General features: G+C 61.2%; 22 protein-coding genes and 1 tRNA gene. 9 read left to right on the forward strand and 14 right to left on the reverse strand.

The annotated features are described in order from the left end of the window. The 5 genes from ABE957_RS10265 to ABE957_RS10285 all read right to left on the reverse strand — a co-directional run bounded on the left by ABE957_RS10265 (position 1) and on the right by ABE957_RS10285 (position 4,583). Positions 1 to 864 carry a cytochrome c oxidase subunit 3 gene (locus ABE957_RS10265; protein WP_349758585.1) on the reverse strand — a complete coding sequence of 288 codons (864 nt, stop codon included), beginning with the start codon at positions 862 to 864 and terminating at the stop codon, positions 1 to 3. Continuing rightward, positions 861 to 1,457 carry a cytochrome c oxidase assembly protein gene (locus ABE957_RS10270; protein WP_349758586.1) on the reverse strand — a complete coding sequence of 199 codons (597 nt, stop codon included), beginning with the start codon at positions 1,455 to 1,457 and terminating at the stop codon, positions 861 to 863. The genes ABE957_RS10265 and ABE957_RS10270 overlap by 4 nt, the downstream gene beginning before the upstream one ends. 29 nt (positions 1,458 to 1,486) lie before the next feature. Continuing rightward, positions 1,487 to 3,118: a cytochrome c oxidase subunit I gene (ctaD, locus tag ABE957_RS10275; protein WP_349758588.1), complete on the reverse strand. Its 1,632-nt coding sequence runs from the start codon at positions 3,116 to 3,118 to the stop codon at positions 1,487 to 1,489. Between the two features lie 46 nt (positions 3,119 to 3,164). Continuing rightward, on the reverse strand, positions 3,165 to 4,292 hold the full coding sequence (coxB, locus tag ABE957_RS10280) for a cytochrome c oxidase subunit II (protein WP_349758589.1): 1,128 nt from the start codon (positions 4,290 to 4,292) through the stop codon (positions 3,165 to 3,167). A 117-nt stretch (positions 4,293 to 4,409) separates the two neighbouring features. Then, positions 4,410 to 4,583 carry a DUF2970 domain-containing protein gene (locus tag ABE957_RS10285; RefSeq protein ID WP_108446478.1) on the reverse strand — a complete coding sequence of 58 codons (174 nt, stop codon included), beginning with the start codon at positions 4,581 to 4,583 and terminating at the stop codon, positions 4,410 to 4,412. A gap of 206 nt (positions 4,584 to 4,789) precedes the next feature. Between ABE957_RS10285 and ABE957_RS10290 the strand changes: the two genes are divergently transcribed. Beyond that, the gene (locus ABE957_RS10290; protein ID WP_349758590.1) at positions 4,790 to 5,146 is read left to right on the forward strand and encodes a hypothetical protein; all 357 of its coding nucleotides are present in this window, start codon (positions 4,790 to 4,792) and stop codon (positions 5,144 to 5,146) included. A 12-nt stretch (positions 5,147 to 5,158) separates the two neighbouring features. Here ABE957_RS10290 and ABE957_RS10295 read toward each other — a convergent pair whose 3' ends face one another. After that, positions 5,159 to 5,890, reverse strand: coding sequence for an LrgB family protein (locus tag ABE957_RS10295; RefSeq protein ID WP_349758591.1), 732 nt, complete (start codon positions 5,888 to 5,890; stop codon positions 5,159 to 5,161). Next, on the reverse strand, positions 5,887 to 6,264 hold the full coding sequence (locus ABE957_RS10300; RefSeq protein ID WP_349758592.1) for a CidA/LrgA family protein: 378 nt from the start codon (positions 6,262 to 6,264) through the stop codon (positions 5,887 to 5,889). Before ABE957_RS10300 ends, ABE957_RS10295 begins: the two co-directional genes overlap by 4 nt. Positions 6,265 to 6,471: 207 nt before the next feature. On the opposite strand from ABE957_RS10300, the gene ABE957_RS10305 reads away from it, so the two are divergent. Next, positions 6,472 to 6,548 (forward strand) — tRNA-Pro (locus ABE957_RS10305). 313 nt (positions 6,549 to 6,861) lie between these two features. Here the strand turns inward: ABE957_RS10305 and ABE957_RS10310 are convergent. Continuing rightward, positions 6,862 to 7,089, reverse strand: coding sequence for a hypothetical protein (locus ABE957_RS10310; protein WP_349758593.1), 228 nt, complete (start codon positions 7,087 to 7,089; stop codon positions 6,862 to 6,864). A gap of 268 nt (positions 7,090 to 7,357) precedes the next feature. Here ABE957_RS10310 and ABE957_RS10315 point away from each other — a divergent pair, with 268 nt between their 5' ends. The 5 genes from ABE957_RS10315 to ABE957_RS10335 are packed head-to-tail and all read left to right on the forward strand — an operon-like array spanning position 7,358 to position 11,553. Further along, the gene (locus ABE957_RS10315) at positions 7,358 to 7,741 is read left to right on the forward strand and encodes a hypothetical protein (protein ID WP_349758594.1); all 384 of its coding nucleotides are present in this window, start codon (positions 7,358 to 7,360) and stop codon (positions 7,739 to 7,741) included. Between the two features lie 12 nt (positions 7,742 to 7,753). Further along, a complete protein-coding gene (locus tag ABE957_RS10320) occupies positions 7,754 to 8,359 on the forward strand; it encodes a hypothetical protein (RefSeq protein WP_349758595.1) in 606 nt (201 codons plus the stop codon). A 12-nt stretch (positions 8,360 to 8,371) separates the two neighbouring features. Further along, positions 8,372 to 8,860 (forward strand): hypothetical protein, encoded by a 489-nt coding sequence (locus tag ABE957_RS10325; protein ID WP_349758596.1) that lies wholly within the window; start codon positions 8,372 to 8,374, stop codon positions 8,858 to 8,860. A 59-nt stretch (positions 8,861 to 8,919) separates the two neighbouring features. Continuing rightward, positions 8,920 to 9,288, forward strand: coding sequence for a DUF2628 domain-containing protein (locus tag ABE957_RS10330; protein WP_349758597.1), 369 nt, complete (start codon positions 8,920 to 8,922; stop codon positions 9,286 to 9,288). Positions 9,289 to 9,315: 27 nt separating this feature from the next. Next, a complete protein-coding gene (locus tag ABE957_RS10335) occupies positions 9,316 to 11,553 on the forward strand; it encodes a GmrSD restriction endonuclease domain-containing protein (protein ID WP_349758598.1) in 2,238 nt (745 codons plus the stop codon). Positions 11,554 to 13,869: 2,316 nt separating this feature from the next. On the opposite strand, the gene cas6e is transcribed toward ABE957_RS10335, so the two are convergent. Genes cas6e through cas3 form a run of 6 tightly spaced genes read right to left on the reverse strand, consistent with a single transcriptional unit; the run spans position 13,870 to position 21,061 of the window. After that, complete coding sequence (gene cas6e / locus ABE957_RS10340; RefSeq protein WP_349758599.1) at positions 13,870 to 14,487, reverse strand: type I-E CRISPR-associated protein Cas6/Cse3/CasE; 618 nt, start codon at positions 14,485 to 14,487, stop codon at positions 13,870 to 13,872. Beyond that, positions 14,462 to 15,115, reverse strand: coding sequence for a type I-E CRISPR-associated protein Cas5/CasD (gene cas5e / locus ABE957_RS10345; protein ID WP_349758600.1), 654 nt, complete (start codon positions 15,113 to 15,115; stop codon positions 14,462 to 14,464). The genes cas6e and cas5e overlap by 26 nt, the downstream gene beginning before the upstream one ends. A gap of 1 nt (position 15,116) precedes the next feature. Then, positions 15,117 to 16,265 carry a type I-E CRISPR-associated protein Cas7/Cse4/CasC gene (cas7e, locus tag ABE957_RS10350; RefSeq protein ID WP_349758602.1) on the reverse strand — a complete coding sequence of 383 codons (1,149 nt, stop codon included), beginning with the start codon at positions 16,263 to 16,265 and terminating at the stop codon, positions 15,117 to 15,119. A 10-nt stretch (positions 16,266 to 16,275) separates the two neighbouring features. After that, complete coding sequence (gene casB / locus ABE957_RS10355) at positions 16,276 to 16,812, reverse strand: type I-E CRISPR-associated protein Cse2/CasB (RefSeq protein WP_349758603.1); 537 nt, start codon at positions 16,810 to 16,812, stop codon at positions 16,276 to 16,278. After that, positions 16,809 to 18,359 (reverse strand): type I-E CRISPR-associated protein Cse1/CasA, encoded by a 1,551-nt coding sequence (gene casA, locus ABE957_RS10360; protein WP_349758604.1) that lies wholly within the window; start codon positions 18,357 to 18,359, stop codon positions 16,809 to 16,811. The genes casB and casA overlap by 4 nt, the downstream gene beginning before the upstream one ends. Further along, positions 18,356 to 21,061 (reverse strand): CRISPR-associated helicase Cas3', encoded by a 2,706-nt coding sequence (gene cas3, locus ABE957_RS10365; RefSeq protein WP_349758605.1) that lies wholly within the window; start codon positions 21,059 to 21,061, stop codon positions 18,356 to 18,358. The genes casA and cas3 overlap by 4 nt, the downstream gene beginning before the upstream one ends. Before the next feature lie 709 nt (positions 21,062 to 21,770). Between cas3 and ABE957_RS10370 the strand changes: the two genes are divergently transcribed. Continuing rightward, positions 21,771 to 22,073, forward strand: coding sequence for a hypothetical protein (locus ABE957_RS10370; protein WP_349758606.1), 303 nt, complete (start codon positions 21,771 to 21,773; stop codon positions 22,071 to 22,073). Between the two features lie 459 nt (positions 22,074 to 22,532). Further along, a protein-coding gene (locus tag ABE957_RS10375; protein ID WP_349758607.1) for an IS5 family transposase occupies positions 22,533 to 23,386 on the forward strand; the annotation gives its coding sequence in 2 pieces (ribosomal slippage) (positions 22,533 to 22,887 and positions 22,887 to 23,386; 855 coding nt in all). Positions 23,387 to 23,548 lie beyond the last annotated feature (162 nt).

The raw sequence follows: 23,548 nt of genomic DNA on the forward strand, positions 1-23,548 counted from the left end.
TCAGAAGACATAGACGAAGGTGAACAGGCCGATCCACACCACGTCGACGAAGTGCCAGTACCAGGCCCCCGCCTCGAAGGCGAAGTGATCATCGGCGGTGAAGTGACCGCGATACACGCGCCACAGCATCACCGCCAGGATGATGGTACCGATGATCACGTGCAGCCCGTGAAAGCCGGTGAGCAGGAAGAAGGTCGCGCCGTAGATCCCGGCCTGAAGGGTGATCCCGTAGTGGGCATAGGCCTCGTAGTACTCGACCCCCTGGACGGTGATGAAGGTGAGGCCCAACAGCACCGTGACGGTGAGCCAGAAGCGGGCGCTGTCGCGAAAGCCCTCCTTGATACCCTCGTGGGCGATGGTCAGAGTGATGCTGGAGCTCACCAGGATCAGGGTGTTGACCAGCGGCAGGTGCCAGGGGCTGAAGGTTTCGCTTGGACCCTCGATGCTCGCGTCCGGCGGGTTGAGCAGCGGCCAGGACGCGGTGAAATCGGGCCACAGCAGGGACGCCACGCCCTTGGCGCCCTCCCCGTCCAGCCACGGCAGCGCGAAGGTGCGCACGTAGAAGAGCGCGCCGAAGAAGGCCGCGAAGAACATCACCTCCGAGAAGATGAACCACCCCATTCCCCAGCGGAAGGAGCGATCCATCTGGGCGTCATAGAGCCCGCCGCGGGACTCGCGGATGACGTCGCGAAACCACAGCGTCATCACCGCGAGGATGGCCAGCAGGCCGATCACCATTACCGGCATCCCCGCCAGACCATGCACCAGCAGGGTGCCCGTGCCGATCATCATGGCCCCCAGCGAGAGCGACCCCAGGATCGGCCACTTGCTGGACTCGGGTACGTAGTAGCTGCCACCACTCATGCGCTGTCTCCTTCTGTGATCGACTCAAGGCGCGCGACCTCGGCCTGGGTCGACTGAACGGGATAGAGGGTGTAGACCAAGGTCACCGTCTTGATGTCGGGCGGCAGGTCGCGGGTCAGCTGGAAGACCAGGGGCGCCTCCAACCTCTCGCCGGCCGCCAGCTGCTGCTCCTGGAAGCAGAAGCAGGTCAGCTTGCGAAGGTGCAGCGAGGCCGCCGACGGCGAGACGCTGGGCACCGCGCGGGCGCGGGTTGTCGCATCGCCGTTGTTGCGGAAGGTGAAGTACACCTCCTCACGCTGCCCCGGGTGCAGGCGAATCTGGCGGGTATCCACCTCGAGATGCCAGGGCAGGCCCTGGCTGCCTCGGGTGATGAACTGCACCGTGACCGTGCGCGAGGCGTCGACCTCCTGCTCGACCAGCGGCTGGGCTCTCGCGCTGGTCTTGCCGTTGAGGCCGGTCAGGTCGCAGAAGACGTCGTAGAGCGGCACCAGGGCGAAGGCGAAGACGAACATGCCGCCGAGCACCACCAGGGTGCGGGTCACGGTGCGCCTAACCCCTTCCCGGCCTGCGGACTGTTCGTCACGGCTGCTCATGGCTGCCTCCTGGGCCCGGATGGGCTCGCTCAGTGCTCGCGGGGATTAAACGTCGGGGGCGTCTCGAAGGTGTGCAGCGGCGCCGGGCTCGGCACGCTCCACTCCAGGTCCTCGGCGCCCTCCCAGGCCTTAGCCGGCGCCTTCTCGCCGCCGCGCACGCACTTGATGATCACCAGCACGAAGAGCAGCTGGGAGGCGCCGAACAGGAAGCCGCCGAGGCTCGAGGCGAGATTGAAGTCGGCGAACTGCAGCGCATAGTCGGGGATCCGGCGCGGCATGCCGGCGAGCCCCGAGAAGTGCATCGGGAAGAAGGTCAGGTTCACGCCGATCACCGACAGCCAGAAGTGCCACTGCGACAGGCGCAGCGGCGGGTAGTGGCCGGTCCACTTGGGCAGCCAGTAGTAGGCGCCGGCGAGGATCGCGAAGAGCGCCCCGGGCACCAGCACGTAGTGGAAGTGCGCCACCACGAAGTAGGTGTCGTGGTACTGGAAGTCGGCGGGCGCGATGGCGAGCATCAGCCCCGAGAAGCCGCCGACGGTGAACTGCACCACGAAGGCCAGGGCGAAGAGCATGGGAGGCTCGAAGCTGATCGAGCCGCGGAACATCGTCGCCACCCAGTTGAACACCTTCACGCCGGTCGGCACGGCGATCAGCATGGTGGTGTACATGAAGAACAGCTCTGCCACCAGCGGCAGGCCGACGATGAACATGTGGTGGGCCCAGACCATGAAGGAGAGAATCGCGATGGCCGCCGTGGCGTAGACCATGGAGGCGTAGCCGAAGAGGCGCTTGCGGGAGAAGGTCGGGATGATCGCCGAGACGATGCCGAAGGCCGGCAGGATCATGATGTAGACCTCGGGGTGCCCGAAGAACCAGAACAGGTGCTGGAAGAGCACCGGATCACCGCCCCCGGCGGCATTGAAGAAGCTGGTGCCGAAGTTGATGTCCATCAGCATCATGGTGATCACCCCGGCGAGCACCGGCATCACGGCGATCAGCAGGAAGGCGGTGATCAGCCAGGTCCAGACGAACAGCGGCATGTCCATCAGGCGCATCCCCGGCGCGCGCAGGTTGAGGATGGTCGCGATGATGTTGATGGCGCCGAGGATCGAGCTGATGCCGGCGAGGTGCAGCGACAGGATGAAGAAGCTCGTTGAGGGCGGCGCGTAGGTCGTCGAGAGCGGCGCGTAGAAGGTCCAGCCGAAATTCGGGCCGCCGCCCGGCATCAGCAGGGTCGAGAGCAGCAGCAGGAAGGCCACCGGCAGCAGCCAGAAGCTGAAGTTGTTGAGCCTGGGGAGGGCCATGTCGGGGGCGCCGATCTGCAGCGGCACCATCCAGTTGGCCAGGCCGACGAAGGCCGGCATGATCGCGCCGAACACCATGATCAGGCCGTGCATGGTGGTCATCTGGTTGAAGAACTCGGGCTGCACCAGCTGCAGGCCGGGCTGGAACAGCTCGGCACGCACCACCAGGGCGAAGATCCCGCCGATGAAGAACATGGTCAGGGAGAAGAGCAGGTAGAGGGTGCCGATCTCCTTGTGATTGGTGGTCAAGAGCCAGCGCATCAGCCAGCGCGGCCGGGCATGCCCGGCCTCGGCCATGCCGCCGGCGGTGGTCGTGCTGTGCTGCAGAGTCGGCTTGGGTGGCAGGTGGGAAGCCATCGGACATCTCCTGTGGGCCATCACGAAAGAGGAGCGGAAGCGCCGGTCATTCGTCCTGGGCGGCGAGGCGCTCGGCGATCTCCGACGGTTGCACGGTGTCACCGGCCTCGTTGCCCCAGGCGTTGCGCTCGTAGGTGATCACCGCGGCGATCTCCACCGGACTGAGCGTGTTGCGGAATGCCGGCATGGCAGATCCCGCCACGCCATCGATCACGGTGCTGATGTGGCGATCCGGCTCGTCCAGCAGCGCCTGGTTGCCCGCCAGCGCCGGGAAGGCCGGCGGGCTGCCGCTGCCGTCCGGCTGGTGGCAGGCGGCACAGACCGCGCCGTAGGTCTGCTCGCCGCGGGCCATCAGCTCATCGAGGCCCCACTCGCGATCGGCACTCATCGCCTCCTGCTGGGCCGCCTCCTTGCGCTGGGCCATCCACTGGTCGAAGCGTTCCGGCTCCACGGCCTCGACCACCACCGGCATGAAGCCATGGTTGCGACCGCAGAGTTCGGCGCACTGGCCGCGATAGATGCCGGGCTCGTCGATGCGCACCCAGTTCTCGTTGACGAATCCGGGCACGGCATCCTGCTTGACGGCGAGCTCGGGCACCCACCAGGAGTGAATGACGTCGTCCGAGGTCAGCAGCAGGCGCACCTTCTGCCCCACCGGCAGCACCAGGGGCTCGTCCACCTCGAGCAGGTAGTTCTCGCCCTTCTCGCTGGTGCCGCTGATCTGCTCCCGCGAGGTGCTCAGATTGGAGGTGAAGGCCACGTCCTCGCCCAGGTAGTCGTAGCGCCAGCGCCACTGCTGCCCGGTGACCATCACGTCGAGGTCGGCTTCCGAGGGGTCATACATGGTCTTGAGGGTCGCGGTGGCGGGGACCGCCATGGCCACCAGGATCAACAGCGGTATCGCCGTCCAGATGACCTCCACGCTGGTGTGCTCGTGGAAGGTGGCGGCCTTGGCGCCGCGGGAGTGGCGGTAGCGGAACAGGGAGTAGAACATCGCCCCGAAGACGATCACCCCGATGACCACGCAGATCCAGAAGATGATCATGTGCAGGGAGTAGATATCGCGGCTTACCGCCGTGACGCCCTCGGGCATGTTCCAGCCGTTGGCGAGCACCATCGGCGTCAGGGCTGCCAAGGTCACCCCTACCGCCATCCACATGAGCAGCCTGCGCATCGACGCCTCCTTGGGTCATTGTTGTATTAGTCAGCGCTTGAAGGAGTATAGAAGAGCGAGACCATTCTTCTACGCGCCCCGCCCAGGCGTGATAAACGCGGGCATCAACGCTCGCGCTCAGCGCGCGGCCATCACCGCGACGAAGGCCACCAGCAACACGAAAATCACGCCCACGATCAGCCCCGCCGCGATGAAGGTGCCGGGGCGCTCGGAGCGAAAATCCTCGCGGCGGCGCTCGTCCTTCTGCACGCCCAGAAAGGCGGCCAGCACCGACTTGATCGCCTGCCACATCACCACCCTCCTCTCGCGTTGCTCGCGTCCTCCCATGACCGTAGCCCAGTTGCGGACGGAATCCCGTTGAAGGCATTTCACGCAGGCGTCGAAAAAGGCCGCAGGCGACCTTCGCTGCAGCGCACCATCGCCGGATCGTCTTCTATACTCAGAAAGCCCGAAGAAACGTAGACGCCTAACACCCGAACGCCTGGAGGAGACCGACCATGACCCAGCACGACGACACCGCGACCAATCCGGCCCTGGCCGCCGCCGAGCCCATGATGGAGTGGTGGCAGCAACAGTGGAGCCAGGGCGTGACGCCCATGGCGCGCATGCAGCTGGCCTGGATGCAGAGCATGGCCGAGGCCATGCAGTTTGAGGCGCAGTTTCTCAAGACGCTCGCCGAGAGCGGCCAGAAGATTGCCCAGTCCTTCGACGGCGAACCCCCGAAGACCCCGGCCGAGATGCAGAAGCGCTACCAGGCGTTGATCTCGGAGCTCACCGATGCGCAGATGGATCGCATGAAGAAGGCCGCCGAGCTGTCACACGACTTCCGGCGCCGGGTCTGGGAAGAACTCTGACGAGGGCAAGGTTCAGCCCACGCCGAGAAGGCGGGTAATCAGCGGCAGCAGGAAGGCCGTCAGCAGGCCCGAGAGCCCCATGGCCAGGCCCGAGAAGGCGCCGGCGACAGCGCCCATGCGCGCGAAGGCGTGGGCCGTGCCGAAACCGTGGGCAGAAAGCCCCATGGTGAAACCCTGAACGGCCGGATCCGTGATGCGCAACAGACGCAGGATCCAGGGCCCCAGGGCGCAGCCGATGGAGCCGGTCAGCAGGACCAGACCGGCCGCCAGCGAGGGGATGCCGCCGATCTGCTCGGCGATCCCCATGGCGATCGGCGACGTCACCGAGCGGGGGGCCAGCGAGAGCAGCGTCTTGGTATCGGCGCCGAGCAGCATGGCGAGTCCCAGGGTGGTCGACACCGCCGTGAGCACCCCTGCCCCACAGGCCAGCAGCAGCGGCCACAGTAGTCGGTAGACGCGCTGGCGATGGTCATACAGGGGAATCGCCAGGGCCACCGTGGCCGGCCCCAGCAGGAAGTGAATGAACTGGGCCCCCTCGAAGTAGGTGGCATAATCCATGTCCACCAGCAGCAGCATCGTGATCAGCATCGCGATGGCGAGCGTGACCGGATGCAGCAGCGGCGTGCCGCCCACGGCGCGGTTGATCTTGACGGCCAGGGCGAAGACCAGCAGCGTCGCCAGCAGAGAGAGCAGCGGATTGCCGGAGAGATAGACCCACAGCTGATCGAAGGAGGCGAGGTTCATGCGTCCTCCCCCGCCCGACCGCCATGCGCGGCATTGCGACGCTGCAAGCGCTCGAGCACCCAGGCCGTCACGGTGAGCGTCGCCGCCGTGGACACCACCAGGGTCACCGCGATCGGCCAGAGATCTGCGCCGATCAGCTCGAAGTGCACCATCAGCCCTACCCCGGCGGGCACGAACAGCAGCGTCAGATAGCGCAGTAGCCCCTCACCCGCCAGGCGCAGGCAAGAAGGCACCTTGCCTCGCACCAGCAGCGCCACCAGCAGGATCACCATGCCGATCACCGGCCCCGGTATCGGCAACAGCAAGCCCTTCGCCAACAGCTCCCCCGCGAACTGGCATGCCAGCAGCATGCTCATCCCCATGATCAACGGCATCGTGTCTTCCTTTTTGCGGCTCCCGGGGAGCCTGTCCTCGTTGCCGATATTGTGACAGAAGCTGCGTGATTCGGGGCCTCACGCGCCGGCTGGCCAAGCAATTGAAAAGAAAGCGCAAAAAGGACTTTTCATTTGCCACAGGCCGCGCTAGTATACGCCTCGTTCTCGGGGGCCAGGAACAACGGCCAAACTTCCCGAAAACACCGTCGGAGCGTGGCGCAGCTTGGTAGCGCGTTGCAATGGGGTTGCAAAGGTCGCAGGTTCGAATCCTGTCGCTCCGACCAGAAACATCTGTAAAAACGGTCACTTAGCTCACAGAGCAAGTGGCCGTTTTTATTTGCGCCCGCCGCTAGGTGACATATAGGTGACACGCGTCGGCAACAATCATGAACGATTAGCAACATCCCGACACCCCCCTACTGCCTTCATCTCCCACTGCGCTCGACTGGCCCAGCCCTACTACTTCTACACCAACCACCTTCGAGCCTAGCTGAGTTGTGAGGTGGTCCAGCGGATGCAAGCGGCATCCAGCAACTCACCCAAACTGCGAACAGACAGCCCCTGCACACTTTGTTACGCTAAGGTTCATTAGAGCACTTAGTAGGAAAGTGCCAAGAAGCCGCAGGGACGCGCGCCAAACAGATGCCAGGGAACCGCGTCCCCGATGCAGGAAGCCGGGGGAAAATGGGTCAGCACCAGCAGTTCGCACCAGGTATGCGCCTGGAAATTCGCGACGCCGAGTGGCGCCTTACGCGTCTGGATCATTCGAGCGAGGGCGGCTACTTGCTCGGCTGTACCGGTCTTTCCGAACTGGTACGCGGCCATGAGGCCCAATTCCTCAGCCGTCTGGAAGACGAGATCCGCATTCTCGACCCGGCCACAACCGAGCTAGTCGACGACCTATCCCAAAGCTATCGAGCCGGGCTGCTCAACCTGGCGAGCCAGCTGCGTGACACTGCCCCTACTGACGAGCGCATCCATCTCGGCCATCACGCCGCCATGGACCCCCTGCCCTTTCAGCTCGAGCCCCACTCGCCAGGCGCTAAGCCAGCCCCGGGGGGGCATCCTCGTTGCCGATGCCGTAAGCCTGGGCATGACCCTGGAAGAGCTCAAGACCATCTACTGCGTTCAGTTCTCGGTGATGTGCCAGTACGGGGCCGACACCTGGAACGACGCCCGCGGCCGCATCGTCTTCACCCCCAGCAAGGGCCTCGTCGGCGTCGGCCTGCCGCGCAAGGCCAACAGGAAGGAACTGGACAACAACATCCACTACTCCACCGAATCCCCGGAGCGTACGGAGTACGGCATCGCCCTGGGCTGGGAAGAGATCAAGGACCTGCAGGAAGGCGTCGTCCGCAAGACCTATCTCGACAACACCCTCCCCGGCGGCCCCTGGGAAAAGACCATGGAATACCAAGCCCCCTTCACCCGCCCGGATAGGGAGAAGGACTACGAGGAAGCCTGGGCGTTTTTTTGAGGAGGAACCATCATGAAACATAAGACTCTTTTCGTTTTCGTCTTGGCGCTTTTCTACACGTCTGCCGAGATTAATGCAGCCACTTATAACACAAGGAGTTACCGCAACCATGGTGAGTGGTCATCCTTCGAAATGTACCTCGGTGAGGAAAGATCATTCAGAGCCGTCAATGCATCTGACTACTCTGACTTGTTCCTCGCAGTGGATCACCACCCTTCCGACTGCAGCGATCCTGTTATATCAGCAAGAATAGAGATGGATGAAATTTTCCCTGCAACCAATGACGGGAACATCCTGAGTGCAGATATGCGTGTCGACAGAAGAGATATGCAGAATGGACTAGTCAGCTTCAGCACTGAAAGGGGCGACTCTGGTGCGTACTTGCACTTCATGATTCCTGATAAAGCCAAACTGCTACAGGAAATGCTTAACGGGTCTACTCTGAGATTTCGCCTTACAGGTGAAGACATAGACCCTTGGTATATGGAGTTTGGACTTAAAGGCTCCATGGCCGCAATTACTCGTGCCGCATCAATGTGCAATGAAGTATCTGAACCCCCTGAAGAATTCTTCAAAGAAAACAGTGAATCAAGCGATTCAGCAAAAGATTATTTTTAACCAGGAGGGAACATGAAAAAACTATACATCAACCTTGCCATAGCAGGATTAATTAGTGGCTGCACACCTGCGGGTGTCAAGAACATCCCTCAGGAAGATTTCGACAAGAACTTTGTATTCCCCCAAAGTTACGACGAAGTATGGGGGAGCACTGTTGAATGGTTCGCCATGAACAACATCCCAATTAACAGTATGGAGAAGGACTCCGGGCTCATATCGTCCAACCATGGACTCTCGCCTGGCAGTGGCGTCATTAACTGCGGTGAGCCCACTGGCAATGTTGGACTCTATCAAGCTCGTTTCGAATCAGCTGATAGCAATATCAATGTTTTGGTTCGCGAAATAGGCCCTGAGCAAACGAGAGCAACGGTCAACATTTTCGGGAATGCCGGCGTCGTGGTTCGAAACGGGTATGGAAACATCGTAAGCAGCAACGAAGTTAGATGCGTTTCCACAGGCAAGCTTGAAAATAGCTATGAAAACTTCATTCTCTCAAACTAAGACACTGTAGATGTGGCGGAGAAACATCTCCTACACTTACAACAACATAGAGAAAATCAATGAAGGAATTCAAGATATTTCAGCATCCAACTGGAAAACAGGAAGCAGTAAAGCAAGGCTGGTCATGGCCAGGGTTCTTCTTCGGTCCCATCTGGGCACTGGTAAAGAAACTGTGGGGGTTGGGTGCAGTGCTTCTTGTGGTCGTCCTCATGCTCAGCGCCGTTCCCGTGGAAACAGAGGTCGGTATGTTAGCCAGCCTCATCATGCTGGTGATCTACATCGTTTGTGGCATCAATGGCAACAGCTGGCGCGAAAAGAACCTCAGGTCACGTGGCTTTGAGCATCTCGATACGGTGTCGGCCGCAAACCCTGATGGTGCGATAGCGGTATTCCTCAAGGGCCGTCAGGAAAACAGCCCCGTAGAGTAGAAACCTCAGGCTTGGAGCCATCGTACAATGAAGATATCCACCCTCCTCGACCAGATCGACAACGGCCAGACTGCCCTGCCGGAGTTCCAGCGCGGCTATGTATGGAATCGTGACCAAGTCCGCGGCCTGATGACCTCGCTATACAAGCGCTACCCGGTGGGTAGCCTGCTCTCCTGGGCCACCGATGCCAGCAATGTGGGTCATCGAGGCGATCATCAGCTCAATGCCGGTACGGTCAACCTGCTGCTGGATGGCCAGCAACGGATCACCTCGCTTTACGGCATCGTGCGAGGCAAGCCACCCGCCTTCTTCGACGGGGACGAGCGGGCCTTCACGGACCTCTACTTCAATGTCGAATCCGAGGAGTTCTCGTTCTACATGCCCAGTCGCATGGCCAACGACCCCAAGTGGATCAGCGTCACCCGGCTGATGGGCGAAGGGTCCGAGGGCATGACGAAGCACCTGCTGAGCTCCGGGGAGATTTCCATCGATGATCTCTCGGCCATCCTGAACCGCCTCAATCGATTGCGGGACGTTCGCGACATCGAGGTCCATGTCGAGCAGATCTCCGGCGAGGACAAGACGCTGGACGTGGTCGTCGATATCTTCAACAAGGTCAACAGCGGCGGCACCAAGCTCTCCAAGGGCGACCTGGCGCTGGCACGGATCTGTTCCACCCAGCCGGATGCACGAGCGCGCATGCGACAGGCGCTCGAGGACTGGAAGGCGCAGGGCTTCCACTTCTCGCTGGACTGGCTGCTGCGCTGCATCACCACACTGACCACCAACGAGGCCAGGTTCGTCTTCATTCATGACCTGGATGGCCAACAGTTCGTCAGCGGCCTGAACAAGGCCATCAAGCACATCAGCTATCTGCTTGACGTGATCGGTGACCGCCTGGGACTCGACCACCAGCAGGTACTGACCGGCCACTACGCCTTCCCGGTGCTCGTGCGCCATATTGAGGAGCAGGGCGGCAAGATCACCGACAAGTCCTCTCAGGATGCCATGCTCTACTGGTACATCCACTCGGCGATCTGGGGCCGCTACTCCGGTTCCACCGAGAGCGTGCTCTCACGCGATCTCGATATCCTGCTCGACAACCAGCCCGATGGCATCCAGGCACTGATCCAGGAGCTGCACCTGTGGCGAGGCAGCCTGAAGGTACGCGCCGACCACTTCTCCGGCCATACCCGCGGCAACCGCTTCTATTCCCTGCTCTACATGCTGACCCGGGTCGGGGAAGCCAAGGACTGGGGGCTAGGTATTGCCCTCAAGAAGAACATGCTGGGCAGCAACTCTAGCCTGGAGCTGCACCATATCTTCCCCAAGCATCGGCTGCGCGAATATGGCTATGACCGCAAGCAGATCAACTCCCTGGCGAACTTCTGCTTCCTCACCAAGGGGTCGAACCTGAGCATTTCCAATCGCCTGCCGGTGGAGTACTTCGAAGAGGTGCGCGGAAACTACCCCGCTGCCTTGCAGAGCCAGTGGGTGCCGATGGACGAGACGCTCTGGCAGATCGACCGTTATCCCGAGTTCCTCAAGGCGCGCCGGGAGCTGCTGGCACAGGCCACGAATGCTCTGCTTGATGAGCTCTATCCCTTCGATGACAGCTACGAGACAGCCTCCACGCCGGCACCCAGCCGCGACATACCCGGCGGGATCGAATCCGAGGAAGAGGAGCTGCAACTCCGCGATCTTCAGCAATGGATGGAGGCACAGAAGCTGCCGAGCGGTGAGCTGGAGCATGAGCTGGTCGACGCTCACACCGGTATTCCGAGGGCAATTCTCGACCTGGCATGGCCCGATGGCTTCCAGCCCGGTCTCGACGGACCTGCCGTGCTGCTGCTCAACGAGGAATCCGAGGTGGTAATGGCCGCCAGCAAGGCCGGCTATCAGGTCTTCGAGGAAATCGACAAGCTCAAGCGTCATGTGGCGGAGCACATCCTCGACGACCCCTATGCCGTGCTGCCCGGATGGGCCCAGCATCTGAGCAAGGAGGCCATTCCCATCGCCGAGTGGGTCATGGACAACGAGCTGCCCGAACCTGTCGTCGGCCAGGATGTGCAGGATGGCTCCAAGACAGTCGTCGGCTCCTTCGAACTCGCCTGGCCAGAGCGCAAGATAGGGATATGGACCGACCAAGGGCGAGCGAATCCCATTCCTGAAACACTGGTCGGGTGGCACCTCTACAGCCTCGAGGAGGTCCGCGAGGCACCGACGCTGCTCACTCACCGGCTGAAAGAGGCCAGTGCGGCATGAGCCGTGGGCTTTCCTGATCCACTCAACGGCACAAAGACACCACCAGAGGTTTTTCAATGAATCCAGCATGAATCGCCCCGGGTTTCGTAGACACCTCCAGGCCTTATACTGAAAGCACCAAGGAGGTCCCATGAGCCGCCAGGCGAATATCGGCGAGCGCGGTTCATCTCCGAACGCGCGGGGAACACTCCACCTCGAAGGTACCTCGCTCGATCAGGATCGGTTCATCCCCGCTCACGCAGGGAACGCCTATCTTGGGTGTACTCATCGAAGAAGCCGAACGGTTCATCCCCGCAGGTGCGGGGAACACACTGTTGGCGAGCGGTCCTACCTGATCCCGAACGGTTCATCACCGCTTGCGGGGGGAACGTCCCAGCGGCAAAGGTCGGCTCGTTACCATAGTTCGGTTCATCCCCGCTCGCGCGGGGAACATTCACGTGCATAGCCAGCCTTGAGCTTGACCTGCGGTTCATCCCCGCACACGCGGGGAAACAAACCGGGGTAAGGATGTAGCGCACGTCCTCGACCGGTTCATCCCCGCGCATGCGGGGAACCCCATAGGCCGGCGGGGTCATCCTGCTCCCAAATCGGTTCATCCCCGCGCAGCGGGGAACCCGTCATGTGCGGCCACAGCTCGTCGGTCATGTGCGGTTTATCCCCGCTTGAGCGGGGAACACAAGGTCGAACTGCAGATCGACAAGGCGAAGTACGGTTCATCCCCGCATATGCGGGGAACACTGCTCGGTCGTGCAAGCGGCGTCGGTGTACCACGGTTCATCCCCGCGTGCGCGGGGAACCCAGCGTCGCATCCTCGGGGTAGCTACTGCCTCGCGGTTCATCCCCGCGTGCGCGGGGAACCCAGCACGCCCTTGACCATCGGCATCCAGGCGACCGGTTCATCCCCGCCTGCGCGGGGAACCCAACCTCTTCGGTCACGAGTTGGTGGTCGACAACGGTTCATCCCCGCTCGCGCGGGGAACACCTGGTGTATCCATCCTCCACCTGCGGACCTCGCGGTTCATCCCCGCTAGCGCGGGGAAAACGTGCTCAAGGTCTGCCGCGGCTACGTCGAGCGCGGTTCATCCCCGCTCGCACGGGGAATACTATGACCGAGGCCATCGCAGCCCCGCCGACCACGGTTCATCCCCGCTCGCGCGGGGAACACGGGCATTGCCAGTACAGGTGCGCGCCTCGGCGCGGTTCATCCCCGCTCAAGCGGGGAGCACTCGGGCCACTTGTTAAAGAAGCCGTATTACCAAGGTCCATCCCCGCATGCGCGGGGAACGTCACAGCGGCAACGGTCGGCTCATTACCATAGTCCGGTTCATCCCCGCGTGCGCGGGGAACACGCCTTGTTGAGGATCTTGGCGACGAAGTAGGTCGGTTCATCCCCGCTCGCGCGGGGAACACATCTCGGCGCCGTGGCTGTGGCCCTTGGTCACCGGTTCATCCCCGCTCGCGCGGGGAACACGATCGGCGGTCGTTGCGCAGCCAGTCGACGAGCGGTTCATCCCCGCTCGCGCAGGGAACACGCGTTGTAGCCGAAGCGACGCACCTTCAGCACCGGTTCATCCCCGCTCGCGCGGGGAACACTCCATCGACATGTCGCCGCAGCCCTGCATGTAAGGTTCATTCCCGCTCGCGCGGGGAACATCAGGGCGGGCAGTACCCCTGCAAGCCCGACATCGGTTCATCCCCGCACGCGCGCCCGCACGCGCGGGGAACACGATTTGATCTTGCACGGCCGGTTGTTGCCCCACGGTTCATCCCCGCTCGCGCGGGGAACACGTGACCGACTGTGCTACGGGCGAGCCGATCTGCGGTTCATCCCCGCTCACGCGGGGAACACCAGGTCGAAGTGCTGGTGGAGTACCTGGACAACGGTTCATCCCCACTCGCGCGGGGAACACTCCGGGTTGGTATTGCCCATACCGACGTTGACCGGTTCATCCCCGCTCGCACGGGGAACACGACAGAGCTTGCAGGGCGGCGGCGCGGGTCTTTGGTTCATCCCCACTCGCGCGGGGAACACCCATCGTCCAGGGGAAGCGTCATGCCTTGGAACGGTTCATCCCCGCTCGCGCGGGGAGTACTAACTCAGGAGAATCATCATGGGACAAGTGAACGGTTCATCCCCGCTCGCGCGGGGAATACTCTTCTTCTACACGCTTGAATCAATAGGAAGTTTTATGGCTCGGAAATTCCACCAAGCATCTTGTTAAAGAGCGGGCTGGGGGAAATGGCACGATGACCCCCAGCGAGGCATCGGAGTAGACGCCCCCTGCGCAGACCGATGCACTTTCTGGCCAAGAGGTACTAGCAGCGCCCCAGGCTCAATAGGCCACAGCCGAACGCCTTGGCCGGACCGAGGCCATTGACCAGGGCCTGGCGAACGCCGTCCGCCTGATCCACTCTCAACACGCCCTCGAAACAGGCCCGCTTGACCGTGATCGGTGCCTGGCCCCTGTTGCGGCTTTCCAACACGTCATTCGCGGAGACCAGCGCGGAGGAGACCTGGAACCCATGTCGCGCGCCCTGACGCTCCAGCCAGGCCAACTGTTCGCCCTCGCCCGCCAGGCCATAGCGCTTCCCGGCGTGCGTCACGGTCGGGTTGGCCACCAGCCGGAAACGATACTCTCGCTGGGGCTGAACCCACCTGTCAGGGTTGATCACCTTGGTATGGGCAGGTTCTTGAAGGTAGCCAGGCAGGGCCTCCAGGACGTCCCAATGGCCGGGAACTTTGGCTTGCACCAGCAGAGTCGGTGTGGCCCACGCCGTTGGCCCTGACTCAAGGCGCCAGAGAAACCTCTCGGGTGTGCCGTTCTGGTCACGGACGAAGGCCCGCACCAGCGTGCGGTGCATGTCATAGGCATCGGCCAGATCGCGACGGGCATGGGCGTTGCGAGGATCAAGCGTCAATCGTGTCAGGTACATGCATCACTTCCTGTTTCACAAGTCGCGGCCCGAAACGCCGCTCTGCGAAGGGCGCAATCGGCTGGTCAAGGCGCATGGACCCCTCGTGGGGATCTTCCAGCACCAGTCGAAGACTGTCTTCCACGGGGAGAACGAGGGCAGGCCACTGCTTCAGTGCGGTCAGCAGGTCCGACTGCTGAACCCCATCTGGCAGGCCAACAGGTAGGCTTGGCGTGTAACTCTTCCGCCCCAGTGCCAAGGGCCAGACAGGTGACCATAGTGCGGCCTGCAGGCTTTCCAGAAACGCCTGGTCCGCGCCTTCCAGGCCTACCAGAAATGCCGCGTCGGACAGGAAGTAGCGAGGGCTGACGACGGTACGCTCACGCTTGGGCTTGCCCTCCTCTGCCGTCGCCACTCCCTTGGCTGTCTGATAATCGCGCATCGGAATGCCTTCACGGTCGACACGAACCCCCATGCGCAGCGACGCCAGGTCATCGAGTGGCTCACTGCGGTCACGCCCGAGTGCCGCGCAGACCAGTCCCAGTACTCCCGACTTTGATGGCTCGAGTTGGGTGTCACGCTCATCGAACCGGCTCGTGGTCCCCCAGGACTGCATGGGCCCCTGCAGGCGCAGCAGTAACGTTGCCATATCAGGCCTCCATCTTCTCGGTGGCCTGGGTCTTCACCCACTCCGCCAACGAGGAGAGGTCAGGCTGCGCTTCGCCCTTTCCTTCTGCCCATGCGCCGGTCAGGTCGAGGTAGCCCCAGTGATCCCGGGTATCGCCATACACGCCGGCCAGGTGGGTCTCATGCCGGTCCAACTCGGACACCGACAGGTCCGTCAGCGACTTGTCCTGGCGAGGAAATACCGGGCGTTCGAAGGCGTTGACGAGGTTCATGGGGGCCGCATGTCGGAAACAGACTCCCACAAACGCCGGCATGTTGTGGGCCGCAAAGGAATTCTGCTTGCCCGTGGGCACGGCGCGGACCTTGGCCAGGACAAAGGCTTCGAGAGCAGCAAGGGCCAGGTCCGTGTCACCCTGGAGGTTTTTCACCAACTTGCCCATGTCGATGACGGCATAGCGATAGAGGGTCGCGGAGTTGAACTCCACATGATTGATCATGCCAGCCCCGCTCTCATCGTCGTCCTCCACGTCGTCTACGGCGGTGAAATAATCAAACTCGCGCTCGACCCGATGGGTGCTGATGGCATGAGCGACCTGGCACGCCGCATCCTTCTTTCCACCCGGCAGGTCCGCCAGCATACGACCGAAGAGGGAAATATCGACGGCCTTCCCCCCATCCAGCAAGCCCTTGACCTGCTTGACGACGTCCGGCGGCAAGCTGGCTTTCACCTGCTTCTTGCTTCTTTTCTTGTCGGTCTCGCTCTCCGGCTCCGACACCAATGTGTCCCAGTGCTCGTTGATCAGTGACGTCATGCCGGCAATCTCACGCTCCCCCAGGAACAGGAGGTACTCTGTTTTACCGTCGTCTTTCAGTTTCAGCCCGGCCGCGGCAAGTGCCGCCTTGACCTTCTCTCTGGCTTCTTCGGGGTCACGACCTTCCAACCGCTGCTGCAGCAGCTTCAGCAGGCGACGTGTCCGTGTGGCACGGTGTTCCGAAGGCAAGAGCTCCATATCCTGTGATGCCAGGCGGATGGCGCGCTTGAAACACTGACTGCTCACCCTTGCCCGACGATGACCACCAAAGATGGCATCCTTTGGCGACCCCGTGTCATCGCGGTTGAGATTGGAAGGGGCGAAATTTTGGATCAGGTGGAACTCGATAAACAGGCTCATGATGGCTCTCTCACTCTTGGGTCGTGGTTGGCGAATGGGCGTCCTGCGTCAGCGCTCGATAGAAGTCACGCGCCCAACGCTGCCGAATCCGGTCGCGATGCTCGGGGTCAAGCCAGGTGTTCAGATAGAAACTCAGGTCGTTGAGCAGCCTGGCATAGTCGAGCCCGAGATCGTCTGCGGCCAGCAGGGTGATCACCTGCCTCAGGTAAACCGGCAGCGTCTCCGGGTCTGCCCCCAGAAGGGCAATGAAGCGCTTTTCGATGCTGGCGCTCTCACGTCGTTGCATCAGTTCACCCAGGCTGCTGGAAAGGCTGCGATCCGCAGACACCGGATGAAGCGCAAACAAGCCAGCCACCACGTACAGCGCCAATCGACGTGCGTCCTGTGGATGCCGTTTCGATGGGACGAACCGCTCCACAAATGGGTATGCCGGTGGATAGGCCCCCGGCGAAAAGCTCAAGCTGCGACGGAGTACCGCCATCGCACCGCTGTTTCCCTTTCGTAGCTGGACCAGATGCGCCACGAAGTCCTGAGCAAAGTCGCTCATGTGCGGGTCTCCTCCAAGAGTTCAGAGTTCGAAGCGTCAGGCTGGAGCTGAAGCAGCAGCCTGCGAAATCGGGGCCACATTTTGGCCTCGGCACATAACGCACTGGGGGTATATCCTGCTTCCCTTCTCAGCACCTGCCAGCACTCCTCGGCTGCCTGAGCCAGGCAGGCGGACCAGTAATGTGTCGCCTTGTCCCCATCACCTGCGCTGATGTACTGGAGCAGCATCGGCACGCTGCGCTCGACCGAGGCGAAGAACTTGGCAGCCGCCCCCCCGGTGGCCACGACCTTAAGCGCCTGAGCTTGGGTGTCCTTGCGATGGGGCTCGGGCATGCACTCGGCAAGCATGTTTTTCGCCAGCATCTCAATCCGGTCGTGCAGGGATTCAGCACGCTGGATCTCACCGCGTAGAAAGCCGGCCAGCTGGACATTCTCGAGCAGGTTGGCCGGCAGGAAGAGCCGCTCGCTCCGCCAACGCAGCAACTTGGCTTGGTCACTGGCAACGCCGGCCACCAGCAGTGGCTGATCGACCTGCCGTGAGTCCAGATAGGCATTCAGGTTGGCCGCCCACCCGAGGACGGCGGCCGGCTGTGACGCCTTGCCTTCGGCATCGGGCACCAACGCGGGTAGATCTCGCCAGAACGCCCTGCCCTCGGTGAAGCCCAGTCTCTCCATGCGGTTGAAGCCGGCACGGTAACTGGCCATCGGGTCAGGCGCATTGGCGTCTTCGAGCAGGGCATCCCCCACCGCCAGGCGCAACCATCGCACTTGGTCATCGCCGGCATGGTCGAAGAGCACGGCACGGCTGAGACGGGAATATCTGTCGTTGGGCCCAGTCGCGAGCGAGGGAGGGGCTGTCAGGTCCAAACGCTCCAAGGGGGGACGCTCCCAGCTGGGAACATCCTCCCGGCCTCTGGCCGGGTGAAGCGCCAAACACAGGGTTTGCTGAAGGTTGCCCCCCATTGGAAGCACGCCCGCGGTATTGGCCAAGGGGCCCGCCTTGTCGGATGTCTTGATGGTCTTGACCAGCCCCCCTGGTGTGCACTGGAGGAAGCCTAGCAAGACACGCATCGCGGCTGCTGGCGTGATTGGTTCAGGCTCCAGATCGCAGGAGTGGTCAAACATGATGGGCATGTTCCCGTTCGCACTGGCCAAGGACACCTGGGTCCATGGCTTTTGCTTGTGTTGCGTCTCCTCGATGCCCATCAGCGCAGCCACCTGCATGAAGGGCATCTCGGGATGAAACATCCAGAACCGATCACGCCAATGCTCGAGGTAGTCGTGCAACGCCGTTACGGGGAAGCCATCGCGATACCAACGAGCACGATCCTTGTCCTTCCAGACTCCGCCATGGTGCGAGAGGGCCCGATGAGTGATGGCCAATAGCAGGCGGTACCCCGCTATCAGGCTCGGAGGTGACGTCTCGGCGAGCTCACTGATCTCCTCCAGCTTCGCGAACAGCTCGAGCAGCCCAATGTCTCGGACCTCGCCATCGCAGAAGCGAACCGTCAGCCAGGGCTCATCGAGCAGGTTGAAACGCGTGGTCATGACTTCTCCTCATGGTGCTCATCGGCGACAGCCGACGCGTAAACCAGTCCCAGTTCCTGATCCAGAGTCACGACCAGCCTGCCCACCAGAAGCTCACCGTCCTCCAGGACAAGTGGCCTCATGTGTTTCAGCAAGGGGTGGGCCGCAAACGCAGGTGGTGTCTCCTGCCGGACAAGATCGCGCACGATATCTCGGCGGGAGAGGTTGAGTTGGCGGGCGCAGAGTTGCCTGGCCAGGTCATCGGCAATCATGTGCTGGGGGTCGAAGGGGGCATCCCCGGGATGAATCGCCCACCCGCCCCTCACCTGATGGACGGGGACGACGGTGATGGAGTCATCCCCCAAGCGCGTTCGGTTGACCAGCCCAAGGCCATCGCCATCTTCTGTCCCCCGAGGCTTGTCCAGATAGGCAACCTGTGGTTCGTCATCAGGGTCCAGTGCAATGTTGACGGCCTGCTGACGCTCGGCCGTTAACCTGATGAGATGCTGGTTATATGCATCTCCCTCGATATAGGCCTTGGCCGCAGGATCCAGGTCTTCTGGCAGGGAAGTATCGCCATAAACAGCCTGCACCAAACGATCGATGTCATGGGGCATCCGCAGAGTATGCTCGCGTGACAGCAAGGCCCAGGTTCGTCCCAGCACATACGACTCGTAAACATAGGCCCAAGCGGTCTGGTTCATTTCCGGCAACCGCTCTGGTTTCAGCCCAGCGACGGTGAATCGCGGATCGCCATGTGCCTTGGGCCGCCGCCGCTCATGGCGGTGCAGACGCCCAGCTCGCTGAAGGAGCAGATCGACGGGAGCCAGATCCGAAAGCAGGAAATCAAAATCGATGTCGAGGGACTGTTCAGCCACTTGCGTCGCGATCAACAGTGCCCTGTCCGGGCGTGTCGCGTGCTGATCACCGAACACGTCCAGAACGAGTCGCTCTCTGGCACTGCGCTCATCAGCCGGGTATCGAGCATGAAATAGAATGAGCTGGGCATCCTCTCCTATCGATTGACACAGCAATCGATATAGCCCCTGAGCGCGATTGACCGTATTGACGATGATGGCACCGCAACCTCCGGCCTTGAGTTGCTCGATGGCATAGCCCGCCAGCGTTTCCAGGCTTTCACCAGTCGAATGCAGATGGATCGGAGAGAGAGGCCGCGACTCAAAGGTATCCCCCTGAACCCCCTGGCTGTCTGCCATCAGCATGCGGGGGTATGGGATTGCCGAAACCTTGTCCCATGGCGTCCCCCAAGCCTGCAGCAGAGACTGGCGCCGATGTTCCGGGAGCGTGGCACTCATCAGGACCACGGAGGAACCCAGGGCCCGAAGCCAACGCAGCAAGGTTTCGATCAATCCACTGGTGTAGGTGTCATAGGCATGGACCTCATCCAGCACGATCACCCTGTTGGAGAGCCCCCATAACCTGACGAAGTGATGCTTGATGTTGAGTGTGGCGAACAAGGCCTGATCGATGGTGCCGACACCGTAGGGAGACAGAAGGCCCCTGCGCCGATGGGAGAACCAGGTAGAACAGGTGATGTCTGCGTCCCGCTCACCATGGATCCCCCTGAGATGCTGTACTCGCTCGTCCTGCAAGGCCCCTCCATGCACTAACTGGATGTCGAGTGGCTGCTCGCTTCCGTAGGCCTTCAGAAACGCCAGGGTCCGACCGAACATCGCATTTCCAGTTGCCTGCGTCGGTAGTGCTACATACAGGCCACGGTGCTTGTTCGCGGCTTGCAGGCGCAGATAGGCGAGAAAGGCCGCCTCCGTCTTGCCTTCCCCCATCGGGGCCTCGACGAGAAGCAACGCCGGCCCTTGGGCAACACTGAGAAGTTGGTCAACACACCGCTGAAGGGGCCTGGCTACCACATCGTCACGATTCAGCACCTGAGCCAGTCGCTCATCGGTTGAATCGCCACATGGCAGCAAGGGTCGATAACTGGACCAGCCGATTTCCTTCAGTGCGTGGCACGCGAGCCCTTTAGCCACATGAAAGTGCCCATGCAAGGAAGGAGCCCGTTCGCCATGCGGAAACCAGTCTGGATTGGAACCGATCCAGTCGGCAACGCTGGTCAAGCCAGCTAGCCATTCCACCAAGGCAAGCGAGACCTCCTCAGTTGCCGGCACCCTCTCCGGCGCCATGGCATTCCAGTAAGTGGAGAAAAGCAGTGCCCTCACTTTGGCCCACGCAGGGGCTTCAAATGGTGGGGTTGAGCTATTCAGCTCCTGTAGGTGAAAGTTGTATCCATGGTGCGCGCTAAGGGCTTGCAGCACCGATAGCACCCAGGGGCGCTCAAAGCCGAGAGCCATAAGGTGTTCACGCAGCAGCGCGCCACTGGCTCGAGCATGATCGGTGACTTTCAAAGATGGCGTGCTGAAAGATAGTCCGGCTATCTCACACTGCTGGCGGCCTTCTGACCACTTGGCTTGGAAACCGGGCACCGCTTTTCCGAAATCGTGCAAGCCAACCAGGGTTGCGGCACAGCGGACGAAAGAGGATGTTGGCATTCCCAGCTGGTTGGCAAAATACTCCAGTGTGCTGTTCGGCTCATGCTCCAGGAGCACTTCTGCCGCTGCAGCCACATCCAGCATATGGGCTAACAAGCCATGTCCGGGAGGGGCACCACTTTTGGCCCATACCGCTCGAGCCACTGGATTAATCTCTGCAAACGTCGGCATCATGCCCCCAAGGACCGCATCCATGCTAATTTAGTTGATACTAGCCAACCATCCAAACACTTCTAATTAAACTTTACCACTGCTGCGTACATCCAAAAGAAATACTCCGAATTTCCTATTTGTTTTCAACAATTTACTCGAAGTCTGTCTTCCGTATGCAAATGGCGACTGGCTTCGCATGGCTGAGAAACCCATTGAGAGACGGCAGGCCGTTTTCTTGAAGACTCAGCATTTACTTTGTAATCACTTCACAGTCATTCTCAATCCCTGCCATATATCCATCATGACATGGCCCTTGATCATGGTGAAAAACACCTGTCATACGGAGAAAATAACGCTTCACTCGACCACATCCACAAGGCCAGTGTAGCTGAGGTTTGGTGATTAGAAAGGTTCATTTCACAGTAATTTATGCTACGTCTTCTTTGCCGATAGATGTAGTTTTTGTCTACAACTATCTATCGCCATTGTCCTATACTGTCGGCATCCTATAGATATTTTATTGAAGAGGATTGGTAGATAAATGTCACGAAAGCTTACCGATAAACAGATGATATTCGTTGCCCACGCATCGAAAGGTGTAGCGCGAACACAAGCTGCGAGGCTGGCAGGGTTTTCGGCACCTGCTGTCGAGGCTTACCGACTAATGAGGCTCCCTCATGTTGTTGAGGCCCTGCATCAACGGCGGGATGCTGCGCTGAAAGGGGACCTCGCCGCCCAGGCAGTGGACACCATGCGTGACCTGATGGCCCCCACTACACCCGCTGCCACTCGCTACAACGCGGCCCGCTGGGTGTTGGAGCACGCCGGGCACAAGATCGCGGACGAAAGTGCGGACCTGGATTCCAACCCCTCGTTTGAGGAGATGGACGCCGAGGAGCTCAGCCAAGCGGTGGCAAGCGGTATGCAGGCGCTGCGGGATCTGGCCGAGCAGCTGCAGGATCACCATGTGGTAGACGGTCAGGCGCGGCGTCTACAGACCGTCGGGCCCCCAGCACCTTCCGAGATGGAAACAGATACTGACTTCCTGCAGTAACGAGCCAGACACTGATTTAGGTGCCTTGGGCTGGCCAGTGCTCTCGGGCACGCCGAACGGCTCAACGCCTATGCTTGCATGGTGATGCGCTGTTGATTGCGCTGCGCATCATCCAAGTAGGTCCGCTAACGCATTAATCCATAAGTTCTTCCTCTAATTGGCTTAGAGTCCTGAAGAGACTATGAGGTCCGACCACCCCGCTAGGGCTAGCTGACCATCCTGGGCGCCAGTAATGGTGGCATTAGCCAGACCCGTGTGTGGCAGGATGGGAAGGAAGTGAAAGTCAGACGGGGAAAGAATGGGCGACCGGCCCACCCCCCGGGGTTGGGCCGGCTACCTTCTTGCGATACTACTGATGCCCCCTCGCCCAATTTTCGGGTTGGCCAACTCGAACCCTAGGCTTTGTCCGAAAACTCGAATTTGCTAATGTCATCTATGCCACAGCAGCATAGGTGACCCATGGCAGGACGCTACGAGATCTCCGACAACGGCTGGGCCATCATCGAGGACATCGTGTCGCCGCCGCAGAGAACGGGGCGCCCCCGCCGCGATGACCGCCAGGTGCTGAACGGCATCTTCTGGATCCTCTGCTCGGGCGTCAAGTGGCGCGATCTGCCAGAACGCTTCGGCCCGTGGAAGACCGTCTATGACCGGTTCCGCCAGTGGCGCGATGACGGCACCTTCGAGACCATCCTGGCGCGTCTCCAGCTCCGCTTGCGAGAGGATGGCCTGATGGATCTGGACACCTGGATGATCGATTCGACGTCGATCCGTGCCACCCGTGCCGCCTCTGGAGGCGGCAAAAAGGGGGATACCAAGAGCCCGTAGACCATGCCTTGGGCCGCAGCCGAGGCGGCCTGACGACCAAGATCCACATGGTCTGTGATCGGCATGGATGGCCGCTGACCTTCACGCTCTCGCCCGGGCAGGACTCGGATACAGGCCACTTCATCCCCGCCATGGAACACGTTCATCTGTCTGGAAGCCGGGGGAGACCACGTAAGCGCTGTCGCTACATCGTGGCCGACAAGGGCTATGACAGCGACCCTCTTCGCCGCTACTGCGACCGGCACCGCATGAAACCGATCATTGCCCGGCGCAAGATGAAGCGAAAACCGCGTCCTGGCGCCCAGCGAGGCTTCGACAAGCCCCGTTATCGAGAGCGAAACATCATCGAGCGCTGTTTCGGGTGGATCAAAGAGCTGCGCCGGGTCCGCACCCGCTACGACAAATTAGCCAGCAGCTTCAGGGCCATGGTATGCCTGGCGTGCATAGACCGTTGCCTGCGAGCAGACTTTTCGGACAAAACCTAGGTTTTGTACCGGCTGGGCTAAAGGGCGCAGCTACCATGGCGTTCCTAACACGACCAGCACTTGATACAACAATACCGCCGCTGCACACCCGGATAACTAGGTGTTAGACGCCTGGTCCAACACCCAATCGGGCAGGCGGTCAATCACCTCCTGGTGCCCGCC

The organism is Halomonas pelophila (assembly GCF_040196315.1).
GTDB lineage: Bacteria > Pseudomonadota > Gammaproteobacteria > Pseudomonadales > Halomonadaceae > Halomonas > Halomonas pelophila.